The sequence below is a fragment of the Plantactinospora sp. CA-294935 genome, from assembly GCF_050936445.1.
In the GTDB taxonomy this organism is placed as follows: Bacteria; Actinomycetota; Actinomycetes; order Mycobacteriales; family Micromonosporaceae; genus Plantactinospora.
Map to the genome: position 1 here is coordinate 6,789,020 of NZ_JBNJMU010000001.1, position 21,660 is coordinate 6,810,679.

General features: G+C 72.4%; 20 protein-coding genes. 17 read left to right on the top strand and 3 right to left on the bottom strand.

Going from position 1 to position 21,660, the window contains the following annotated elements:
- Positions 1 to 9: 9 nt before the first annotated feature.
- Positions 10 to 858 (bottom strand): aldo/keto reductase, encoded by an 849-nt coding sequence (locus ACQEVC_RS29770; protein WP_432884018.1) that lies wholly within the window; start codon positions 856 to 858, stop codon positions 10 to 12.
- Positions 859 to 1,097: 239 nt separating this feature from the next.
- On the opposite strand from ACQEVC_RS29770, the gene ACQEVC_RS29775 reads away from it, so the two are divergent.
- The 8 genes from ACQEVC_RS29775 (at position 1,098) to ACQEVC_RS29810 (ending at position 6,753) form a co-directional block, all read left to right on the top strand.
- Positions 1,098 to 1,421, top strand: coding sequence for an STAS domain-containing protein (locus tag ACQEVC_RS29775; RefSeq protein ID WP_432884020.1), 324 nt, complete (start codon positions 1,098 to 1,100; stop codon positions 1,419 to 1,421).
- Between the two features lie 112 nt (positions 1,422 to 1,533).
- Positions 1,534 to 1,980, top strand: coding sequence for a response regulator (locus ACQEVC_RS29780; RefSeq protein WP_318394058.1), 447 nt, complete (start codon positions 1,534 to 1,536; stop codon positions 1,978 to 1,980).
- Between the two features lie 174 nt (positions 1,981 to 2,154).
- A complete protein-coding gene (locus ACQEVC_RS29785; RefSeq protein ID WP_432884023.1) occupies positions 2,155 to 2,823 on the top strand; it encodes a DUF4178 domain-containing protein in 669 nt (222 codons plus the stop codon).
- 4 nt (positions 2,824 to 2,827) lie between these two features.
- The gene (locus ACQEVC_RS29790; RefSeq protein ID WP_432884026.1) at positions 2,828 to 3,364 is read left to right on the top strand and encodes a DUF2617 family protein; all 537 of its coding nucleotides are present in this window, start codon (positions 2,828 to 2,830) and stop codon (positions 3,362 to 3,364) included.
- Positions 3,361 to 3,786 (top strand): DUF4247 domain-containing protein, encoded by a 426-nt coding sequence (locus ACQEVC_RS29795; RefSeq protein WP_432884028.1) that lies wholly within the window; start codon positions 3,361 to 3,363, stop codon positions 3,784 to 3,786. Before ACQEVC_RS29790 ends, ACQEVC_RS29795 begins: the two co-directional genes overlap by 4 nt.
- A gap of 62 nt (positions 3,787 to 3,848) precedes the next feature.
- Positions 3,849 to 4,274, top strand: coding sequence for a DUF350 domain-containing protein (locus ACQEVC_RS29800; RefSeq protein WP_432884030.1), 426 nt, complete (start codon positions 3,849 to 3,851; stop codon positions 4,272 to 4,274).
- Positions 4,274 to 5,146 carry a hypothetical protein gene (locus ACQEVC_RS29805; protein WP_432884032.1) on the top strand — a complete coding sequence of 291 codons (873 nt, stop codon included), beginning with the start codon at positions 4,274 to 4,276 and terminating at the stop codon, positions 5,144 to 5,146. The genes ACQEVC_RS29800 and ACQEVC_RS29805 overlap by 1 nt, the downstream gene beginning before the upstream one ends.
- Positions 5,143 to 6,753, top strand: coding sequence for a polyamine aminopropyltransferase (locus ACQEVC_RS29810; protein WP_432884035.1), 1,611 nt, complete (start codon positions 5,143 to 5,145; stop codon positions 6,751 to 6,753). The genes ACQEVC_RS29805 and ACQEVC_RS29810 overlap by 4 nt, the downstream gene beginning before the upstream one ends.
- A gap of 18 nt (positions 6,754 to 6,771) precedes the next feature.
- On the opposite strand, the gene ACQEVC_RS29815 is transcribed toward ACQEVC_RS29810, so the two are convergent.
- Positions 6,772 to 7,638 (bottom strand): hypothetical protein, encoded by an 867-nt coding sequence (locus ACQEVC_RS29815; RefSeq protein ID WP_432884038.1) that lies wholly within the window; start codon positions 7,636 to 7,638, stop codon positions 6,772 to 6,774.
- Positions 7,639 to 8,039: 401 nt separating this feature from the next.
- Between ACQEVC_RS29815 and ACQEVC_RS29820 the strand changes: the two genes are divergently transcribed.
- Complete coding sequence (locus tag ACQEVC_RS29820) at positions 8,040 to 8,987, top strand: endonuclease/exonuclease/phosphatase family protein (RefSeq protein WP_432884041.1); 948 nt, start codon at positions 8,040 to 8,042, stop codon at positions 8,985 to 8,987.
- 23 nt (positions 8,988 to 9,010) lie between these two features.
- On the opposite strand, the gene ACQEVC_RS29825 is transcribed toward ACQEVC_RS29820, so the two are convergent.
- A complete protein-coding gene (locus ACQEVC_RS29825) occupies positions 9,011 to 9,433 on the bottom strand; it encodes an OsmC family protein (protein WP_346262763.1) in 423 nt (140 codons plus the stop codon).
- Between the two features lie 299 nt (positions 9,434 to 9,732).
- Here ACQEVC_RS29825 and kdpF point away from each other — a divergent pair, with 299 nt between their 5' ends.
- The 8 genes from kdpF (at position 9,733) to ACQEVC_RS29865 (ending at position 21,506) form a co-directional block, all read left to right on the top strand.
- A complete protein-coding gene (gene kdpF / locus ACQEVC_RS29830) occupies positions 9,733 to 9,822 on the top strand; it encodes a K(+)-transporting ATPase subunit F (protein WP_101366169.1) in 90 nt (29 codons plus the stop codon).
- On the top strand, positions 9,823 to 11,478 hold the full coding sequence (kdpA, locus tag ACQEVC_RS29835) for a potassium-transporting ATPase subunit KdpA (protein ID WP_432884045.1): 1,656 nt from the start codon (positions 9,823 to 9,825) through the stop codon (positions 11,476 to 11,478). It begins immediately after the preceding gene.
- 41 nt (positions 11,479 to 11,519) lie between these two features.
- Positions 11,520 to 13,748, top strand: a complete 2,229-nt coding sequence (kdpB, locus tag ACQEVC_RS29840) for a potassium-transporting ATPase subunit KdpB (protein WP_432884048.1) — start codon at positions 11,520 to 11,522, stop codon at positions 13,746 to 13,748.
- The gene (locus ACQEVC_RS29845) at positions 13,748 to 14,653 is read left to right on the top strand and encodes a potassium-transporting ATPase subunit C (protein ID WP_432884050.1); all 906 of its coding nucleotides are present in this window, start codon (positions 13,748 to 13,750) and stop codon (positions 14,651 to 14,653) included. The genes kdpB and ACQEVC_RS29845 overlap by 1 nt, the downstream gene beginning before the upstream one ends.
- 42 nt (positions 14,654 to 14,695) lie before the next feature.
- On the top strand, positions 14,696 to 17,236 hold the full coding sequence (locus ACQEVC_RS29850) for a DUF4118 domain-containing protein (protein ID WP_432884053.1): 2,541 nt from the start codon (positions 14,696 to 14,698) through the stop codon (positions 17,234 to 17,236).
- On the top strand, positions 17,233 to 17,913 hold the full coding sequence (locus ACQEVC_RS29855; RefSeq protein WP_432884055.1) for a response regulator: 681 nt from the start codon (positions 17,233 to 17,235) through the stop codon (positions 17,911 to 17,913). The genes ACQEVC_RS29850 and ACQEVC_RS29855 overlap by 4 nt, the downstream gene beginning before the upstream one ends.
- 266 nt (positions 17,914 to 18,179) lie before the next feature.
- Positions 18,180 to 20,978 (top strand): BTAD domain-containing putative transcriptional regulator, encoded by a 2,799-nt coding sequence (locus tag ACQEVC_RS29860; RefSeq protein WP_432884058.1) that lies wholly within the window; start codon positions 18,180 to 18,182, stop codon positions 20,976 to 20,978.
- Between the two features lie 147 nt (positions 20,979 to 21,125).
- Positions 21,126 to 21,506 (top strand): peptidoglycan-binding domain-containing protein, encoded by a 381-nt coding sequence (locus ACQEVC_RS29865; protein WP_432884061.1) that lies wholly within the window; start codon positions 21,126 to 21,128, stop codon positions 21,504 to 21,506.
- The last annotated feature ends 154 nt before the right edge of the window (positions 21,507 to 21,660 follow it).

Below are 21,660 nucleotides of genomic sequence, written 5' to 3' on the forward strand. Positions count from 1 at the left end.
GTCTGCGGTTCAGAGCAGTTCGAGCGGTCGCGGTCCGTCGGGTGCCGGGAAGGCCCGGTCGAGTTCGGCGAGGTCCTCCTCGGTGAGGGTCAGCGCGGCGGCCGCCCGGTTCTCCCGGACGTGCTCCGGGCTGCTCGCCTTGGTCACCGTGCAGACCCCGTCCTGACCGAGCAGCCAGGCCAGTCCCACCTGTCCGGGCGTGGCGTCGTGCCGCCGCGCGACCCGGGCCAGCACCGGGTGCCCGAGCATCCGGCCCCGCTCCAGCGGCGAGTACGCCATCACCGGCAGGCCGGCGGCGCGGCAGCGGGGGAGGAGGTCCCACTCGGCGCCCCGGCGGGTGAGGTTGTAGGGGATCTGGTCGGTCTCCACGGCGGTACCGCCCGGGATGGCGGCCAGTTCGACCACCTCCGGTACGTCGAAGTTGCTCACCCCCCAGTGCCGGATCAGTCCCTGGGTGATCAGACTGGTGAACGCCTCGACCGTCTCCGGCAGCGGTGCGTCGCCGCGCTGGTGCAGCAGGTACAGGTCGATCCGGTCGGTGCCGAGCCGCTCCAGGCTGCGGGCGCAGGCGTCGGCGGTCCCGGTGACGCCTGCGTGCTGCGAGGAGACCTTGCTGACCAGGAAGATCTCCTCGCGCCGGTCGCCGAGCGCCTCCCGGATCAGTTCCTCCGCGCCGCCGTCGGCGTACACCTCGGCGGTGTCGATCAGGGTGAGGCCGGCGTCCACCCCGGCGCGGAGCGCGGCGATCTCGTCGTCCCGCCGTCGTGGGTCCTCCGCCATGCCCCAGGTGCCCTGGCCGAGCGCGGGAATCTCCTCGCCGGAGGGAAGTGTGACCGTGGGGACGCCCCGCTCCGCCATGCCCGTTCTCCTTCCTGACCAGGCCGTACCCCTGCCGCCGGTGCGCGCCTTCCCCCGGCCGTCCCCGGCAAACCGACCTCGCCGGCCGGTGGCCGGGGAAGGCGGCGAACGGGCCGCCCGGTACCGTCGGCCGGCACCGGGGCCTCGATGTGGTCCTCTGGTCGATGCGTATACTTGCCTGACTGCAAGTATTGGCTGCCGAACGTTCGGAGGCGGGTGTGGTTTTCTCCGTCAGGCATGTGGCGCACTCCCGAGTGGTGCGCCTCCACCTGGCCGGCGAACTGGACGTCACCACCGCGCCGACGCTCGGCGCGGAGATCGACCAGTTGGTCGACGACGGGCACCATCGCCTGCTCGCCGACCTCGCGGAGCTGACCTTCTGCGACTCCAGCGGCCTGGCGGCGTTCGTCCGGGGGGACGACCGGGCCGGCTCCCGGGGCGGCTGGCTGCGGTTGACCGGCGCGACGGGGCGGGTCGAGCGGGTGTTGCGGATCAGCGGCCTGGACGACTTGCTCCGTTATGACCGGGAACAGCATGACCCGGCCGCCTTGGGCGACCGTTGATCGGTTAGAGTTCGCACGCCGCGTCAATGGTCGACAGCTTGCCGGAGACCACACCGTAGGCTGGTGACGCGGGTCGTGCCGTTCCATCCCGACGACCAGAGGCAGGTGTGCCGTGCACGCAGCCGAGCCGAACCCCGTACGCATCCTGGTCGTCGACGACGACCCGGGCGACGTCCTGATGATCGAGGAGGCATTGGCCACCTCGGAGGTGCCGAAGGCGATCGACGTGGTCGGCGACGGTCAGGAGGCGATGGAGTTCCTGCACCAGGAGGGGCGGCACCGGGAGGCTCCCCGGCCGGACATGATCCTGCTGGACCTGAACATGCCCCGGATGGACGGTCGGCAGGTGCTCAACCAGGTCAAGAGCGACGACAACCTGCGGACGATCCCGATCGTCGTGCTGACCACGTCCAACGCCGACACGGACATCCTCGGCAGCTACAACCTGCGGGCCAACGCGTACGTCACCAAGCCGATCGACCTCGACGACTTCAACGACGTGATCCGGCGGATCGACGAGTTCTTCGGGCAGATCGTGGTGCTGCCGAAACGCCCCTGACCGGGGCATCGCCGGGCGGACTCGACGCCGGCCCGGCCGAGCCCGCCGGACGGGCGGCTGGCCGTCCGGCGATACTCGCCCAGCCTACCGGCTGCACTTTCGATCATGCCCTGTCGGCGGCGTGCGTCGCCTTGTTACCGTCGGCGCCCAGCGGGATCGAGAGGAGCACGGGCGTTGGACGGGGCGACGGCGTACCTGGTGGCGGCGGCGGGTCTGCTGGTCGCGGCGGCGGGCGTGCTGGTGGCGGTGGTCGCGCTGCGTACCGCCCGGAAGCGGGCCGCCGGGCCGGCCAGGACACGGGTGACCGATCCGTTCCGGAGCGCCGACGACGACGCCGACGCGCTGCGCGGCGACCCACGCACCCTCAAGCCCGGCGACCTGGTGGAGATCCGGCACACCTCGTACGGAGTACGCGGCACGCTGCGGTTCCGGGAGGGCGCCTGGGGCTGGACGGAGCACCTGCTCGACGACGCGCACGGCAGCAAGCTCTGGCTCTCGGTCGAGGAGGACCCCGACCTGGAACTGGTGCTCTGGACCGCGCTGCCGGACGTTGACGTCAGCCCGGGCCCGGCCGAGCTGGAGGTCGGCGGCCGGCGGTACCGGCGGGACGAGTCGGGGCGGGCCACCTTCACCTCGGCCGGCAGCACCGGACTGCACCCGACCGGCACGGTCCGCTACCACGACTACGTCGCCGCCGACGGCTCCCCGCTCTCCTTCGAGGCGTACGGCGACAGCGAGCGCTGGGAGGTCGGCACCGGCGAGCGGCTGCACCGGGCCGAGGTGCTGATCTATCCACAGGCGACGGACGGCGCCGACGACCCGGCGGCGGGGCGGATCGGCTGAGACGATGCTGGTCACCCTGCACACCGCGTACGAGGACACCACCGCCGCCGAGCTGAGCCTCGCGCTGGACACCCCGGAACAGCCCGCGCTCCACCTGCTCGACCTGGGCCGGCTGGCACACCTGGGCCGGCCCGGGACCCGGCTCCAGCTCCGGCTGCTCGGCGCCTCCCACCAGGTGGTGCTGGAAGGTCCCGGCGGTGGGCTGATCGAGACGGTGGCCTGCCTGCCCGGCCGGCGCCCCGAGCTGCCGGCGACGCTGACCGACCCGGCCACCGGCTACCGGTTCACCGCCCGGGTGCGGCGGCTGGCGCCGGCGCGGATGTCGGCCGCGACCGCCCGGCTGCGGCGTGACCTCGCCGGCGACCCGTACGCGCTGGTCGGGGTCTTTCCCGGCGGTCCGGACGCGATCACCGCGCTGCGGGTGGCGCGCCGGACCGACCCGGGCGGGGACGGGACCGGCCGGATCGGTTGGCGCACCTGGCACGCGTACCCGCAGAGCGGCGAACTGGTGGAGACGGAAACGGTGGTGACGGCGGTATGACGTACCGCAGGTGGTTCGTGGTCGGCGGCGCGTTCGCGCTGGTGGGCGCCTTGGTCGCAGGCTTCGCCATCTTCTACGGCAACTTCTCCCCGCGCGGCTACGTGCGGGACCGGTACGTGCGGGCGGCGGCCCAGGACATCGGCGGGGACGCGACCGCGTACCGCTCGGACAAGTCGCCGAGCGTGGTCGCCGACGAGATCACCGGGGCGTGGCAGCCGGCCGACCGGTACGTCGACGCCAGCGGCGTCTACCTGCGCTACGACGAGGACTCGGTGGTGATCCTGCCGCTGGCCGGCGGCTCGCTGATCCTGCTGGAACGCCTGGTCACCGCCTATCCCCGCTACTCCAGCACGGTCGGCAACGCCTGGGGCTGGGGGCGCGGCAGCACGGTCCGGGGTGGCGGCCCCGGCGCCGGCAAGTAACCCGGGGCACCATCCCCGCGGCTCACCACCACCCCCACCTCCTCATCCCTCCGGAGCCTGATGTGTTGACGACCCTCGCCACCGACCTGCTGGCCACCCTCGCCTACGGGGCGGTCGGGCTCGTGCTGATGGCCGTCGGCTACCTGCTGGTCGACCTGGCCACCCCGGGCCGGCTGCACGACCTGATCTGGGCCGACCGCAACCGCAACGCCGCGCTGCTGCTCGCCTCCAACCTGGCCGGGGTGGGCGTCATCGTCACCACCGCGATCGTGGTCAGCCACGACGACTTCGTCGAGGGGATCGTGAGCTGCGCCGCGTACGGGCTGCTCGGGTTGCTGATCATGGCTGGGGCGTTCCTCCTGCTCGACCTGGCCACGCCGGGGCAGCTCGGCGAGATCCTGGTCGACCCGGAGCCACATCCGGCGGTCTGGGTCTCGGCGGTGGTGCACCTGTCGACCGGGGCCGTGATCGCGGCCGCGATCAGCTGATGGCCGCCGGCGCAAAGGGAGGCGGCGCGCGGAGCGGGAACGCGCGCTGGGTCGCCGCCGGGCGGGCGAAGGCGGCCGAGAAGACCGCCAAGCGACTCAAGATCGTCCTGGCGGTCGTCGTGAGCCTGGCCGTCGTGGGGTTCATCGTGCTCGCGGCGCTGAGCCCCGACGACGACAGCACGCTGGTGCCGCCGCCCGAGCCCGTCGAGCGGACCGACACCGTCACGCTGCTCCGGCGGGCGCACACGACGCAGCAGATCTGCTACGGCTGGCGGCTGCGGAGCGGCGGAGCGTCGTACCAGGCCACACCGGTGAGCGTCGGCTCCAACCTCGGCGACGACGTCGCGGTGGACAGCGATCCGACCCGCTGCCCCCGCTGGGTGGAGATCGACGCGGCGGTCTGGTACACCTCGGCGAGCAGCGAGTCGAGCGACAGCGCCTCGTACCGGGTGAGCAGCTCCGCCGACCTGGCGCACATCGACTTCGACCGGGGTCTTCAGCGGTTCGGCGTCGATTCCGACCGGTTCGTCGACGATCCCGGCTGGGCGGTCTGCCAGGCGGCGGTGCTGCTGCCGCTGCTGGTCTCGGAGAACGGTGCCGGCTCGGCGACCCGGGCTCCGAGCGCGTCGGCTGCCTCGACGGCACCGTCGCCGCTGCCTGATCCCGGGAACGACTTCTGGCGCGACCGCTGGGTTCTCCTGCTCGGTGCCGCCGGGCTCTTCCTGCTCACCGCCCTCTTCCTGGCGATCGGCGTGTTCGAGCGCCGGCACCAGGATCCGCCGCCGGTCGCGTCCGCCACCGACCCGAGCCCGGGCGCCGGCGGCGCGGCCGTACCCCGGAAAGGCCGCCGCAGCCGCGGTCGACGCCGATGACGGAGACCCTTCCCGACCCCGGTGCGGTGCCGGAGACCGCGCCGAGCGTGCCGGCGGGGAAGCCACGGCGGCGGGCGGCCCGGGCGGCGGTGCTCGGCGCGGTCTTCGTCTGCGCCGCCTGCGGCCTGGTCTACGAGCTGGCCCTGGTGGCGCTCGGCAGCTACCTGATCGGGGACACCGTCGGCCAGGCGTCGATCGTGCTCGGCGTGATGGTCTTCGCGATGGGCATCGGGGCGCTGGTCGCCAAGCCGTTCCAGCACCGGGCCGCCGCCGCGTTCGCGGTCGTCGAACTCGCCCTCGCGCTCTTCGGCGGACTCTCGGTGCTCGGCCTCTACGCCGCCTTCGCCTGGCTCGACCTCTACGCGCCGGCCCTGGTCGGCACCGCCCTGCTGCTCGGGCTGCTGATCGGGGCGGAGATCCCGCTGCTGATGGTGCTGTTGCAGCGGATCCGGGAACAGTCCGCCGGCAGCGCCGTCGCCGACCTGTTCGCCGCCGACTACGTCGGCGCGCTGCTCGGCGGCCTCGCCTTCCCGTTCCTGCTGATGCCCTTCTTCGGCCAGCTCCGTGGCGTACTGGTGGTCGGGGTGGTGAACGCGCTGGCCGGGTTGGCGCTGGTCGGCACGGTCTTCCGGCGGGAGCTGACCGCCCGGGTCAGGGTCGCGCTGGCCGCCGGCACCGTCGCGGTCGGACTCGTCCTCGGGTACGCCTACCTGACCGCCGCCGACTTCGAGGTGACCGCCCGGCAGCAGCTCTTCCGGGATCCGGTGGTGCACGCCGAGCGCAGCGCGTACCAGGAGATCGTGCTGACCCGGTCGGTCCCGCTGGTCTCGCAGGGCGTCACCGACCTGCGGCTCTATCTCAACGGGGACCTCCAGTTCAGTTCGGTCGACGAGTACCGCTACCACGAGGCGCTGGTGCATCCGGCACTCGCCGGCAGCCGGCGCTCGGTACTGGTCCTCGGCGGCGGCGACGGGCTGGCCGTACGGGAACTGCTGCGCTATCCCGACGTCGGCTCGGTGACCGTGGTGGAGCTGGATCCGGCGGTGGTCCGGCTGGCCCGGACCGAGCCGCAACTGCGGGCGCTGAACGGGGATGCCTTCGCCGACCCCCGGGTCCGGATCGTCAACGCCGACGCCTTCGGCTGGCTGCGCGCCCAGCCGGCCCGGTTCGACGCGGTGGTGGTGGACCTGCCGGACCCGGACGAGACGGCGACCGCGAAGCTCTATTCGGTGGAGTTCTACTCGCTGGTCCGGGCGGTGGTCGCCGACCGGGGACGGGTGGTGGTGCAGGCCGGTTCGCCGTACTTTGCGCCCCGCTCGTACTGGTGCGTCGAGGCGTCGCTGCGGTCGGCCGGCTTCGGCACGCTGCCGTACCACGTCGACGTGCCCTCGTTCGGCGACTGGGGGTTCCTGCTCGCCGCCCCGGGGCCGGACGCGCCGGTGCTGGGGCTGCCGGCCGAGGTACCCGCACTGCGCTACCTGGACGCCGGGACGCTGCGGGCCGCCACGAACTTTCCGCCGGACCGGCACCGGCTGGAGCTGCCGCCGTCCACCCTGCTGCACCCCCGGGTGCTGGAGTACGCCCGCGCGGAGTGGCGCCGCTACTGAGCCGGTCCGGCGTACCGCTCAGACCAGTGCACCGACCACGGTTCCGGCCCGCCCCTCGTGCTGGGCGTACGCGTCGGGGAACGCGGAGACCTGCACCGCCTGCGCGGCACCGGTCACGCTCATCTCCTGCCAGCCGGGGATCTGGAGCAGGGCCGCGTAGAACTGCTCGGCCGCGTACGCCGGGCGCATCAGGTCCGCGACGGTGCCCCAGCCGGAGCTGGGCCGTTGCTGGAACAGCCCGACCGAGTCGTGGTCGTAGCCGACGCCCTGGTTCGGGTAGTCCAGCGATTCCGGCAGTACGCCGCTGGCCAGGTTGTAGAGGTTGCTCTCCTGCATGGCGGTGGCGATCGCGACCACCAGCCCCCGGCGCGGGATGTCCATCTTCACCCCGACCTGGACGATGGTGTGCGCGTTGTCCATCTGTGCCTGGGTGAGCCCGGCGACCGGGGTCGGCCGGCTGGGTTTCTTGCTGGCCCGGGCGACCTTGGTCCGGGCCAGCGTCGGCCGGGCGGTCGGCGTGGCGGAGGGGGTGGCGGTCGGCGTGCTGGTCGGGGGCGGCGCGGGCGCCCGTTCGGTGGCCCGGGAGGCGGGCTGGCGTTCGGCGCTGGCGGCGCGCTCGGCGAGCAGGTTGGCCGGGGCGGGGTCGACCGGTGTGGTCGCGGCCCGCGACTCGACGAAGACCACCGCGCCGAGGCAGCAGGCCACCGCGGCGACCGAACCGACCCGGACCGGGCCGGACGAGAGCAGTGCCCGGGTCCGGCGCAGCCGGCGCGGCGCGCCGGCCCGGTGCCGGCCGGTTGCCTGGTCGGTGGAGTCGACATCGGCCGAACGGTCAGCCTGCGCCCCGTTGTCCTGTCCACGATCAGTGTGTTCCGTGTGATGCACCCGCCGAGGTTAGGTAACGCCGAGCTGAATGGGGCGGGTCGGGTCGGTGGCCTGCGCCACACTTTTGCCTGGTCAACCGGGCAGTCGTCGGCACCGGAGGCCGACCGTGGCGGGACCGGGCAGATGTGGCATGTCCGTCTTGTCGCAGCGGCCGTGCCGGTCGGGCACGCTTCGCCTTCGCCGCCCGGGCCGGCGTCGAAGATCGCCCGGTTCGGTCGTTCGGTCCAGTTCGACTGGCCCGGTCGGACCCGTCCGGAGTTGGCCCGAATGGTCGGGCGGTCGATGCGGGCGCCGTCGCCCCGCTGGTTGATGCCGCCCGGGGTGACCGGACCGGCCGGTTGGGGGCGCATGCTGTCCGGTTGTCGGCTCGGGTAGACAGCGGCTCCGATACGATGCTGTCGGTGGCGGAGAGCAAGATCAAGCCGGCGGGTGGCGGGCCGGCCGGGCGGGGGCGGCGCCGCGGCATGCTGATCCTGGTCGCGGCCGCACTGCTGACCGCGTTGATGGCCGGCCACCGGTTGATCCCCAACGTGCGGGGCCTGGGCAGCCTGGTGGACAGCGGTGCACCCTTCCTCGGCCTCGGAGTTCCGCTGCTGGTGCTCGCCGCCGTGCTGCGTCGGTCCCGGATCGCGCTGGCCGGGGCGCTGGTGCCGGCCCTGCTCTGGGCGGTGCTCTTCGGCACGGCGTGGCTACCCGGCGGCGGAGGCGGGTCGGTGCGGCTACGGGTGGCCAGTCAGAACCTGCGGGCCGGCAACCCCGACCCGGCCGGCACGGTGGCCAGCCTGGCCGATACCGAGGCCGATCTGATCGGGTTGCAGGAGGTCTCCGGCGACACCCGTACTCCGGTCGCCGGGACACTGGCCGGGCGCTACCCGTACCGGGCGGCCGTCTCCACGATCGCGCTGTGGAGCAGGTTCCCGATCCGCGAGGACGCCGGCGTCGACACCGGGCTGGCCTGGACCCGCGCGCTGCGGGCGGTGGTGGCCGCACCCGGCGGCGACGTGGTCGTCTACGTCGTACATCTCGGCTCGGCCCGGGCCGGGGACACCGGCACCCGGGACCGCACGGTGACCGCGCTCGCCACCCGGATCCGGCAGGACCCGGCCGAACGGCTGATCGTGCTCGGCGACCTCAACACCGCCACCACCGACCGCATGATCGAGCCGCTGACCGAACTGCTCAACGACGCCCAGGCGGACGCCGGTCGGGGACCGGGCTTCACCTGGCCGGCCGCCCTGCCGCTGACCCGTCCCGACCACGTGCTCTACCGGGGGCTCACCGCGGCGTACGCCCGGGTCGTCCGTACTCCGGCCAGCGACCACCGGGCGGTGACCGCCGGCTTCCGGTAGCCGCCGCCCGCCAGCGGGGCGGATCAGCGGCGGCCGGGGTCGGCCGGGGTGACGGTGAGGGTGTGTCGGCCGCCGTCGCTGGAGAACGGCCAGAGCCGGTCGGCGTACCGGGCCAGGTCGGTGAGCTGGTCGCGGTTCAGGCCGACCGAGGCGATGCTGGCCCGTACGTCGGCCCGGTAGAGCCCGTCGGCGTCCCGGGCGAGCCGGGCCTGGGCGCGGACCTGGACCGTGTGCGCCTCGTCGGTGATGCCGGTGGCCGCCTCGACCGCCGCGTGGTGCAGGCAGGAGGCGAACGCCGCCGCGAGCAACTGCTCGGGGGCGAGCCCGGTGCAGTGCGGCGCCAACGGCGAGGCCAGGGTGGTGGAGAGTTCACCGTCGTCGGTACGCAGCCGGCCCCCCTCGGCCGTCGCGGTGGCCTCGTGCACCCAGGCTTCCGATTCCGGCATCCCGTACCCCTCCCCGTGTGGCTCCCCGGCCGGGCTACCCGGCACGGCAGCCGGGAAACCCGCAGCTCAGCCCGGGCAGCCGTCAAGATCACGTCAAGAACCGCCATGCCCGTGTAGTCGAACCGTCAGGACCGGCCGGCCCCACCCGATCCGCGGGTTTACCTGGATCGGGCGGTCGAGAACGGTCGCCCGGACGCGTGTGCTGGAGAGGACGTTTCAGTGGTCGACGTCGTGTTGGTGGTGCTGACGCTGGGGCTCTTCACGGCCCTGGCCCTGCTCGCCCGGGCGGTGGAGCGGCGGTGAGCGCAGTCAATCTCATCGGCCTGGTGCTCTCAGCCGGGCTGGCCGTCTTCCTGTTGTTCGCCCTCCTGTTCCCGGAGCGTTTCTAGATGAGTACGACGACCGCGGGCATCCTCCTCCTCGCCTCGCTCGCCGTGGTGCTGGTGGCGGTCCACAAGCCCTTCGGCGACTACCTGTACCGGGTGGTCTCCGGAACCCGGCACTCCCGGGTCGAGCGGGGCATCTACCGGCTGATCGGCGTCGACGCGAAGGCCGAGCAGTCCTGGGGGACGTACGCGCGCAGCGTACTGGCGTTCTCCCTGCTCTCCCTGCTGTTCCTGTACGCCTTCCTGCGGTTGCAGGACAAGCTGTGGCTCTCGCTCGGCTTCGACCCGGTCACCGACCACATCGCCTGGAACACCGCCGTCAGCTTCGTGACGAACACCAACTGGCAGGGGTATTCGGGTGAGTCGACCATGGGTCACCTGGTGCAGATGGCCGGGCTGGCCGTACAGAACTTCGTCTCCGCCTCGGTGGGCGTCGCGGTGGCGGTGGCCCTGGTCCGGGGCTTCGCCCGGAGCCGCACCGACCAGCTCGGCAACTTCTGGGTCGACCTGGTCCGGATCACGTTGCGGATCCTGCTGCCCATCGCGGTGCTCGGCACCATCGTGCTGATGATCGGCGGGGTGGTGCAGAACCTCTCCGGCGGCACCGACGTGACCACGGTGGCCGGCGGCACCCAGACCATCACCGGCGGCCCGGTCGCCTCGCAAGAGGTGATCAAGGAACTCGGCACCAACGGCGGCGGCTTCTACAACGCCAACAGTGCCCACCCGTTCGAGAACCCGGCCACCTGGACCAACTGGTTCGAGCTGTTGCTGATCCTGCTGATCCCGTTCAGCCTGCCCCGGGTCTTCGGCCGGATGGTCGGACAGAACCGGCAGGGCTACGCGATCGTCGCGGTGATGGCGATCCTGGCGATCGTCAGCATCACCCTGACCAACGTCTTCGAGCTGACCGGCGACGGTACGGTGCCGCAGGCGGTCGGTGCGGCGATGGAGGGCAAGGAGGCCCGGTTCGGGGTCTCCAACTCGGCCTCCTTCGCCGCGATCACCACGCTCACCTCGACCGGTGCGGTGAACTCGTTCCACGACTCGTTCACCCCGCTCGGCGGGATGATGCCGCTGGTCAACATGATGCTGGGCGAGGTGGCGCCGGGCGGCGTCGGCGCCGGCCTGTACGGCATGCTCATCCTCGCGGTGATCACGGTCTTCGTGGCCGGCCTGATGGTGGGGCGCACCCCGGAGTACGTCGGCAAGAAGATCGGCGCCCGGGAGATCAAGTTCGCCTCGCTCTACTTCCTGATCACCCCGATGCTGGTGCTGATCGGCACGGCGACGGCCTTTGCCACCGGCAACAACTCCACGGCCCTCAACGTCGGCCCGCACGGCCTGTCCGAGGTGCTGTACGCCTTCACCTCGGCGAGCAACAACAACGGTTCGGCGTTCGCCGGCATCACGGTCAACACGCCGTGGTGGGACGTCGCGCTCGGGCTCTGCATGCTGCTCGGCCGGTTCCTGCCGATCATCTTCGTGCTCGGCCTGGCTGGCGCGCTGGCCAGGCAGAAGCCGGTGCCGGCCTCGGAGGGAACGCTGCCAACCCACCGGCCGCTCTTCGTCGCGATGCTCGCCGGCGTGACGGTGGTGCTGGTGGCGCTGACCTTCCTGCCAGCGCTGGCGCTCGGCCCGCTGGCCGAAGGGTTGTGAGCCCGATGAGAGTCCTGAACGACATGGTGAGGAAAGGGACAATGACTGTCAGCCCGGTGGTGCCCGCCCCTTCTGGTGGGCTGCCGTCCTCCGGTCCCGCGAGCGGTGGCCGGGTCGGCGGTGGGCTGCTGGACCCCCGGCAGTTGCTCCGCTCCCTGCCGGACGCGGCGCGCAAGTTGAACCCGGTGACGCTCTGGCACAACCCGGTGATGTTGATCGTGGAGGTCGGCGCGGTCTTCACCACGGCGCTGGCCATCGCCGATCCGAGCGGTTTCGGCTGGGCGATCACCGGCTGGCTCTGGTTGACCGTGCTCTTCGCCAACCTGGCTGAGGCGGTCGCCGAGGGCCGGGGCAAGGCGCAGGCGGCGACGCTGCGGCAGGCGAAGCGGGACACCGTCGCGACCCGGCTGACCGGCTGGACGCCGGGGACGAAGCCGGGCGCGTACCGCGACGAGGCGGTCGTCGCCACCGAACTGCGACACGGCGACATCGTGCTGGTCGAGGCGGGGCAGGTCATCCCCGGTGACGGCGACGTGGTCGAGGGGATCGCCAGCGTGGACGAGTCGGCGATCACCGGCGAGTCCGCCCCGGTGATCCGGGAGTCCGGCGGCGACCGCAGCGCGGTGACCGGCGGCACGAAGGTGCTCTCCGACCGGATCGTCGTGCGGATCACCCAGCAGCCGGGGCAGAGCTTCATCGACCGGATGATCGGTCTGGTCGAAGGGGCGAACCGGCAGAAGACCCCGAACGAGATCGCGTTGAACATCCTGCTCGCAGCGCTCACCGTGATCTTCTTGATGGCGGTGGTGACGCTCCAGCCGTTGGCGATCTTCTCCAAGGGCTTCCAGGGCGCGGCACCGGACACCGCGGCGATCAACGCGGACGGGGTCAGCGGGATCGTGCTGGTCTCGCTGCTGGTCTGCCTGATCCCGACCACCATCGGCGCGCTGCTCTCCGCGATCGGCATCGCCGGGATGGACCGCCTCGTCCAGCGCAACGTGCTGGCGATGAGCGGCCGGGCGGTCGAGGCCGCCGGTGACGTCAACACCCTGCTGCTGGACAAGACCGGCACCATCACCCTGGGCAACCGGCAGGCGGCGGAGTTCGTCCCGGTCGACGGGGTCAGCGCCGAGCAGGTCGCGGACGCGGCCCAGCTCTCCAGCCTGACCGACGAGACCCCGGAGGGGCGCTCGATCGTGGTGCTGGCCAAGAACGCGTACGGTCTGCGTGAGCGCCCCGGCCTGGCCGGCAGCGACTTCAGCGCCGGCAGGTCCGGCGGGGATCGTAACGTGCCGTTCACCGCGCAGACCCGGATGTCCGGGGTCGATCTGGCTCCGGACACCACCGTGGGCGGCGGTGCCGGCAGCCCGTCCCGGCGGCTCCGCAAGGGCGCCGCCGCCGCGGTGCTGAAGTGGGTCCGGGAGAACGGCGGGGACCCGACCGAGCAGGTCGGGGAGATCGTCGACGGGATCAGCGGCGGCGGCGGTACCCCACTGGTGGTGGCCGAGCACGTCGAAGGCGAGCCGGCCCGCGCCCTCGGGGTGATCCACCTCAAGGACGTGGTCAAGTCCGGCATGCGGGAGCGTTTCGCCGAGATGCGCCGGATGGGCATCCGGACCGTGATGATCACCGGTGACAACCCGCGTACCGCGAAGGCGATCGCGGACGAGGCCGGGGTAGACGACGTCCTCGCCGAGGCCACCCCGGAGGACAAGCTCGCGCTGATCAAGCGGGAGCAGGAGGGCGGGCGGCTGGTCGCGATGACCGGTGACGGCACCAACGACGCCCCCGCGCTGGCCCAGGCCGACGTCGGGGTGGCGATGAACACCGGTACCACGGCGGCCAAAGAGGCCGGCAACATGGTCGACCTCGACTCCGACCCGACCAAGCTGATCGAGATCGTGGAGATCGGCAAGCAGTTGCTGATCACCCGGGGTGCGTTGACCACCTTCTCGATCGCCAACGACATCGCCAAGTACTTCGCGATCATCCCGGCCATGTTCGCCGGGATCTATCCGAGCCTGGACGCGCTGAACATCATGCGGCTGTCCAGCCCGGAATCGGCGATCCTCTCGGCGGTGGTCTTCAACGCGATCATCATCGTGGTGCTCATCCCGCTCGCCCTGCGCGGTGTCCGGTACCGGCCCAGCAGCGCCAGCAAACTGCTGACCCGCAACCTGTGGGTCTACGGCCTCGGCGGCATCGTCGCGCCGTTCGTCGGCATCAAGATTCTCGACCTACTTCTCTCGCTCATTCCAGGGATCTCGTGATGCGCCTACCAACCTGGCTCGCCCAACACCTGGCCGCGTTCCGGGCCGTGCTGGTCTTCACCGCACTGCTCGGCCTGGCCTACCCGCTGGTCATGGTCGGGGTCGGGCAGATTCCTGGCCTGCACGACCGGGCCGAGGGCTCGCTGGTCCGCGGTGCCGACGGAAACCTCGTCGGCAGCAGCCTGATCGGCCAGTCCTTCACCGACGCGGACGGCAACCCCGTGCCGCGCTACTTCCAGAGCCGCCCGTCGGCGGCCGGCGACGGCTACGACCCCACCGCCACCGCCGCCAGCAACCTGGGGCCGGAGAGCGTCGAGGACACCCTCCCCGTGCCCGGCGCCGTCGACGAGGAGGGAAACCCGGACGAGGGTACCCAGAGCCTGCTCACCCAGGTCTGCGCCCGTAGCAAGGCGGCCGGTGAACTCGACGGCGTCGACGGCCGGCGACCGTTCTGCACCACCGACGGGGTCGGCGCGGTGCTGCGGGTCTTCCACCGCGACGGGCTGACCGGTCCGGTGACCCGGGCGGTCAGCGTCAACCAGGCATGTCCGGCCACCCCGTTCGTCGGCACCTTCGGCGGGGTGACGGTGGAGTGCGCCGTGCCGGGGCAGGACTACTCCGGCGGGCTGATCACTCCGATCCGGGGCGACGCCCCGGCGAAGCCGGCGGTACCGGCCGACGCGGTCACCGCCAGCGGCAGCGGCCTCGACCCGCACATCAGCCCGGCGTACGCGTCGATCCAGGTGGCCCGGGTCGCCCGGGAGCGGCACACCACCCCGGACGAGGTACGCCGGCTGGTGGAGGAGCACACCGACGGGCGGGGGCTCGGCTTCCTCGGCGAGTCCCGGGTCAACGTGCTGGGACTCAACCTCGCCCTGGACCGCGAGCTGCCGGCCGGCGGCTGATCCGCACCGGGCGGCCCCGACAGATAAGGCAGGATCGGCAGCGTGGCACGCGGGCAACTGCGCATCTACCTCGGGGCCGCCCCGGGGGTCGGCAAGACGTACGCGATGTTGGAGGAGGCGCACCGCCGGGCGGCGCGCGGCACGGACGTGGCCGTGGGTCTGGTCGAGACCCACGGCCGCCGGCACACCGCCGCCATCCTCGGCGACCTGCCGGCGATCCCCCGCAGGACGATCCGCTACCGGGACAGCGACTTCACCGAGATGGACGTCGACGCCGTGCTGGCCCGCCGGCCCGAGGTTGCGGTGGTGGACGAGCTGGCCCACACCAACGTGCCCGGGTCGCGCAACGGCAAGCGCTGGCAGGACATCCAGGAACTGCTGGACGCCGGCATCGACGTACTCACCACGGTCAACATCCAGCACCTGGAGTCGCTGAACGACGTCGTCGCGCAGATCACCGGGGTGACCCAGCAGGAGACCGTGCCGGACGGCGTGGTGCGCGGCGCCGAGCAGGTCGAACTGGTCGACATGACCCCGGAGGCGCTGCGCCGGCGAATGGCGCACGGCAACATCTACCACCCGGACAAGGTCGACGCGGCGCTGGCCAACTACTTCCGGATCGGCAACCTCACCGCGCTGCGCGAACTCGCCCTGCTCTGGCTCGCCGACTCCGTCGAGGACCAGCTCGACCGGTACCGGGCCGACCAGGGCATCGCCGCCACCTGGGAGACCCGGGAACGGGTGGTGGTCGGGCTCACCGGCGGGCCGGAGGGCGACACGCTGATCCGCCGGGCGGCCCGGATCGCGGCCCGGGGCAGGGGCGCCGAGCTGATGGCGATCCACGTCGCCCGCAGCGACGGGCTGCGCGGCGCCGACCCGGGCACGCTGGAGCGGCAGCGGCTGCTGGTGGAGCGGCTGGGCGGCAGCTACCACCAGGCGATCGGCGCCGACATCCCGACCGCGCTGCTCGACTTCGCCCGAGGCGTCAACGCCACCCAGATCGTGCTCGGGGCCAGCCGCCGGGGCCGGTTCGCCCAGATCCTCTCCCGGGGCGTCGGGGCCACCACCACCGCGCTCTCCGGGCCGATCGACGTACACCTGGTCACGCACGAGCGGGTCGGCCGGGGCCGATTGGCGACGCCGCCGGCCGCGCTGTCCCGGCGGCGCCGGCTGGTCGGCCTCGGGCTGGCCGTCGTCGGCATCCCGCTGCTGACGTACCTGCTCTGGCTGCTCGCCGACGACCTGTCGCTCAGCAGCGACCTGCTGCTCTTCCTCGCCGCCGTGATCGGGATCGCCCTGGTCGGCGGCTGGTGGCCGGCGCTGCTCGCCGCGCTGCTCAGCTCACTGCTGATCAACTTTTTCTTCACCCCGCCGCTGCACCGGTTCACCATCGCCGAGACCGAGAACCTGCTGGCGCTGGTGGTCTTCCTGCTGGTCGCCGCCGCGGTCAGCGGGGTGGTGGACCTGGCCGCCCGGCGTACCCGGGAGGCGGCCCGGGCCAGCGCGGAGGCGCAACTGCTCGGCGCGGTCGCCGGCAGCGTGGTCCGGGGCGCCCGGCCGGTGACCGCACTGCTGGAACGGCTGCGCGAGACCTACGGGCTGGGCTCGGTCACCCTGCTGGAGCGCTCCCCGGACGCGCCGGAGAGCCCGGACCGGCAACGGGACCCGCGTGCCTGGCGGGTGGCCGCGAACGTCGGCGAAGAGCCCTGCGGCACCCCCTCCGCCGGAGACGCCGAGGTGGGCGTCGACGGCGACCTGCGGCTGGTGCTGCGCGGGCGCCTGCTGCCGGCGGCCGACCGGCGCATCGTCGAGGCGTTCGCCGCGCAGGCCGCCGTGGCGCTCCGGCAGGAACGGCTCGCCGAGGAGGCGGCCGCGGCCCGGCCGATCGCCGAGGCGGACCGGCTGCGTACCGCACTGCTGGCGGCGGTCAGCCACGACCTGCGTACCCCGCTCGCCTCGGCGAAGGCGGCGGTGACCAGCCTGCGCAGCGCCGACGTCGAGTTCGACGCGGGCGACCGGGAGGAGTTGCTGGCCACCGCCGAGGAGTCGCTGGACCTGTTGACCCGGCTGGTGGCGAACCTGCTGGACATGAGCCGGCTCCAGGCCGGGGCGCTGGGGCTGCGACCGGCACTGCTCGGCCTGGAGGACGTGGTGCCGTCGGCCCTGGACGAGCTGGGCGAACCGGCCCGCCGGGTCCGGGTCAGCCTGCCCGCGCACCTGCCGGCGGTCCGCTCCGACCCCGGCCTGCTGGAACGGGTACTGGTCAACCTGGTCGCCAACGCGTTGCGGTTCAGCCCGGCGGACCGGCCACCGGCGATCACCGCCAGCGAGCACGGTGGCTTCGTCGAGCTGCGGGTGGTGGACCAGGGCCCGGGGCTGCCGCGCGAGCAGTGGGAGCGGGCCTTCCTGCCGTTCCAGCGGCAGGGCGACCGGGGCAACCACGCCGGGATCGGGCTGGGACTGGCGCTGTCCCGGGGGTTGGCCGAGGCGATGGGTGGCAGCCTGGAGCCGGAGGAGACCCCGGGTGGCGGGTTGACCATGGTGCTGCGGCTACCCGTGGCGGACGAGGAGGGGACCGGGTGACCCGGGTACTGGTGGTGGACGACGAGCCGCAGATCCTCCGCGCGCTGCGGATCAACCTGCGGGCCCGGCGGTACGACGTCGAGGTCGCCGGGGACGGCGCGGCCGCACTACGGCTGGCGGCCAGCCACCGCCCCGACATCGTGGTGCTCGACCTCGGCCTGCCGGACATGGACGGGGTACAGGTGATCCGGGGGCTGCGCGGCTGGACCAACGTGCCGATCATCGTGCTCTCGGGCCGGGCCGGCAGTCAGGACAAGGTGGCGGCGCTGGACGCCGGTGCCGACGACTACGTCACCAAGCCGTTCGGGGTGGACGAGCTGTTGGCCCGGGTCCGCGCGGTGACCCGACGGGCCGCCGGAGCCGGCGAGGAGGTGCCGGCGGTGGAGATCGGCCGGCGCATCGTGGACCTCACCGCGCACGCGGTACGCACCGCCGACGGCGCCGAGGTGCGGCTCACCCCGACCGAGTGGCACCTGCTGGAGATCCTGGTACGCAACCCGGGCCGGCTGGTCAGCCAGCGTCAACTGCTGCACGACGTCTGGGGCCCGCAGTACCAGTCGGAGACGAACTACCTGCGGCAGTACATGGCGCAGTTGCGCCGGAAGCTGGAGGACGACCCGTCCCGGCCCCGGCACCTGCTCACCGAGCCGGGGATGGGCTACCGCTTCCAGCCGTGACGTCAACCGGGCGGGGGTCCCGGCCTGCCGGATCAGCCCGGCTCGTCCTCATCGGCTCGAATCGGATGCGCCCGACGGTGCTCTCTCGCCCAAGCCAAGACCTCGGACTTGCGGCCTGCCGGCCGCAGTCTCGCCGCAACATCCATCCGGTACCGGGCCGGGCAATGGAAGATCAACGACAGGAGCTACCCAGCTGTGGCATGTCGGCGCAGTGTTGATGGTCGATTCGTTGATAACAGTGCGGCGGGAGCGGCCGGAGGCTGACGATGGAGTTGCGGGTGCTGGGGCAGGTGCAGATCCGAGTAGCTGATCGCGTGGTGGCGGTCGGGCCGCCGCAGCAGTGCGCGGTGCTGGCGGCCCTGGCCATCGACGCGGGCCGGCCGATGTCCGTCGAGGCCCTGGTGGACCGGGTGTGGGGCCCGGCCGCACCGCCGGGAGCACGCCGGACGCTGCACACCTATGTCACCCGGATCCGGCGCCTGCTGGAGCGCTCCGACACCGCGGACAACCGGTCCGAGCGGCTGGTGCTCCGCACCGCCGCAGGATATGTCCTCGACATCGACCGTCTTCGGGTGGACCTGCACCGGTTTCATGACCTGGTGGGTCGGGCGCGTGAGTCGCACTGCGCCGGGGACCGGCGGGCCGCGATGTTGCGCGAGGCCCTGGATCTCTGGCGTGGAGAGCCGCTCACCGGCCTCACCGGGCCATGGGTGGAGCGGACACGCGAGAGGTGCCGCCAGCAGCACCTCGATGCGGTCCTGGCGTGGGCCCAGGCCGAACTCCAGGTCGGCAACCCGATCGTCGTCGTCGGACCGTTGACCGACCTGCTCGACGAGTACCCGCTCGTGGAGCCGTTGACCGCCGCTCTGATGCGGGCCCTGCACGCCACCGGTCGGGACGCGGAGGCCCTGGACCGGTACGCCGCGACCCGCCAGCGGCTGGCCGACGACCTCGGCGTCGACCCCGGGGCCGCGCTGCGGGGACTGCACGTGGCGATCCTGCGCGGGGAACTCGATCGGGTCGCATCCGCGCCACTTGCGGTGGCGGCGCCGGCCCGACACGTGCCGGCGCAACTGCCTCCCGACGTGTACGGGTTCGCCGGCCGCGGCGGTGAGCTGGATCAGCTCGACACCATCCTGGACGCGGCCGCCGAGCAGCCCACCGCTGTGGTCATCTCGGCGTTGTCCGGTACGGCCGGAGTGGGCAAGACCGCGCTGGCGGTGCACTGGGCGCATCGGGTGGCCGACCGGTTCGGCGACGGACAGTTGTACGTGAACCTGCGCGGGTTCGACCCGGGCGGCTCGGTGATGAACCCGGCCGAGGCGGTGCGCGGGTTTCTGGACGCGTTCGCGGTACCGCCGCAGCAGATCCCGGCGGGCCTGGACACCCAGATCGGCCTCTACCGCAGTCTGCTGGCCGGGCGGCGGGTACTGGTCGTGCTGGACAATGTCCGGGACGCCGACCAGGTCCGCCCGCTGCTACCCGGCGCACCGGGCTGTCTGGTGGTGGTGACCAGCCGGAACCAGTTGCCCGGCCTGGTCGCCGCCGAAGGCGCCCGCCCCATCACGCTGGACCTACTCTCGGTCGACGAGGCGCGACAACTGCTGACCCGCCGCCTCGGAGCGGCCCGGGTGGCGGTCGAACTGCCGGCCGTCGACGAGATCATCGCCCGGTGCGCGCGGCTGCCGCTGGCGCTGGCGATCGCGGCGGCCCGCGCAGCCATCGATCCGAGACTTCCGCTCGCAACGTTGGCCGGCGAACTGCGCGACGCCCGGGGCAGCCTGGACGCGTTCGCCGGCGCCGACGCGGGGATCGACGCGCGGTCCGTGTTCTCCTGGTCGTACCGTGCGCTCAGCCCCGGCGGGTCGAGGCTGTTCCGGTTGCTCGGGGTGCACCCCGGTCCGGACATCGGCCTTCCCGCCGCCGCCAGCCTCATCGGCACCCCACCCGCACAGGTGGGACCGCTGTTGGCCGAACTCACCCGCGCTCACCTCGTCGCCAAGCAAGCCCCGGGCCGGTTCGCCTTCCACGACCTGCTGCGCGCCTACGCCGCCGAACTCGCGCACGCCCTCGACGACGAGGGCGACCGGAACGCGGCGGTGCACCGGGTGCTCGACCACTACCTGCACACCGCGCACCGCGCCGCCCGGCTGCTGGACCCGCACCGCGACCTGATCACGTTGGCCGACGTCCATCCCGGTACGACGGCCGAGGAACTCGTCGACGAAGCCCAGGCGACTGCGTGGTTCAACGCCGAGCACGCGGTGCTTCTCGAAGTTGTCCGGCTGGCGGCCCAGGTCGGGTTCGGCACCCACACCTGGCAGCTGACCTGGACCCTCACCGATTTCTTCGACCGCGGCGGACACTGGCAGGACCAGATCACCGCCCATACAGCCGCACTGACGGCCGCGCGGCGCCTGGCCAACCGCACCGGTCAGGCGTACGCCCACCGGGGTCTCGCCCGCGCCTACGCCCGCCAGGGGCGGGAGGACGACGCGTACACCCACTATCGGGAGGCGCTCGCGCTGTTCCGCGAGTTGGGCGATCACACCGGCCAGGCGTACACGCACCGTGGCCTGGCCTGGGTGTACGAGCAGAAGGGGCGCTGCGGGGAGGCGCTGCGCCACGCCCAACAAGCACTCGACCTGTACCGGGCCGCCGGCCACCGGGGCGGGCAGGCCAGGGCGCTGAACTCGGTCGGCTGGTTCCACACGCTGCTCGGCGACCACCAGCAGGCGCTGACTCACTGCCAGCAGGCCATCGTCCTGCATCGGGAGATCGGGGACCGTCCCGGTGAGGCCGACACCTGGGACAGCCTCGGCTACGCTCATCACCAACTCGGCGACCACCAGCAGGCCGCAGCCTGCTACCAGAACGCCCTCGAGCTGATCCGGGGCTTCGGCGACCGCTACTCCGAGGCTGCCGTCCTCAACCATCTCGGCGACACCCGCCGGGCGGCGGGTGAGATCGACGAGTCCCGCCGGATCTGGCAGCGCACCCTGGACATCCTCGACCAGCTCGGACACCCCGAGGCCGAGCAGGTCCGCGCCAAGCTCACCGGCTGACGATCCCGTCCACGCCCGCGGCCATCAACAATCCGTTGAGAACTCGACCCACAGCCCTGCCGGATGCTGAGGCGGCAACCGCAGAGGTCGCCGGCCACACCCCACCAACGGGGGTGGCATGTCAGTCGCAGCAGAGGAGAGACTGTGATGCCAGTGAAGAGATTGTCGAGTGTCCTGGTCGGTGCGCTCGCCGCAGTTGCCCTGCTCCTCGGGGTGGTCGTGGCGCCCGCCCAGGCATCGCCAAACGTCGGCAACATCGGGCTGGGTTCGTCCAACGCGGCCGGGGTGCGGTGCGTACAGGCCGGCCTGAACTACGTCGGCGGCGCCGGCCTGGATGTCGACACCATCTTCGGGCAGGCGACCAAGCGCGCGGTCGAGAACTTCCAGCGCTTCTTCGGCCTGAGCGTCGACGGCATCGTCGGCAAGGCGACCGGCACCACGCTCATCGATATGGTCAACTACAAGGCCGGCTATCCCATGTGGCCGCACGGCGGGGGCTGCTGGTCGGTCATCCCGACCTACACCTGATCGGCGAGTAGGTCCGAAGCCGTTCGGGGCTGCGGGCACGGGGTGAAGGGTGTCGAGGATCTGGTCGTGACGACAGACCTCAACACCCTTCACGCACTCTGCCTGAAGATCGAACGGTGGGCAGGCGGACAGTGCCGCGACGGGCGCCCCGACT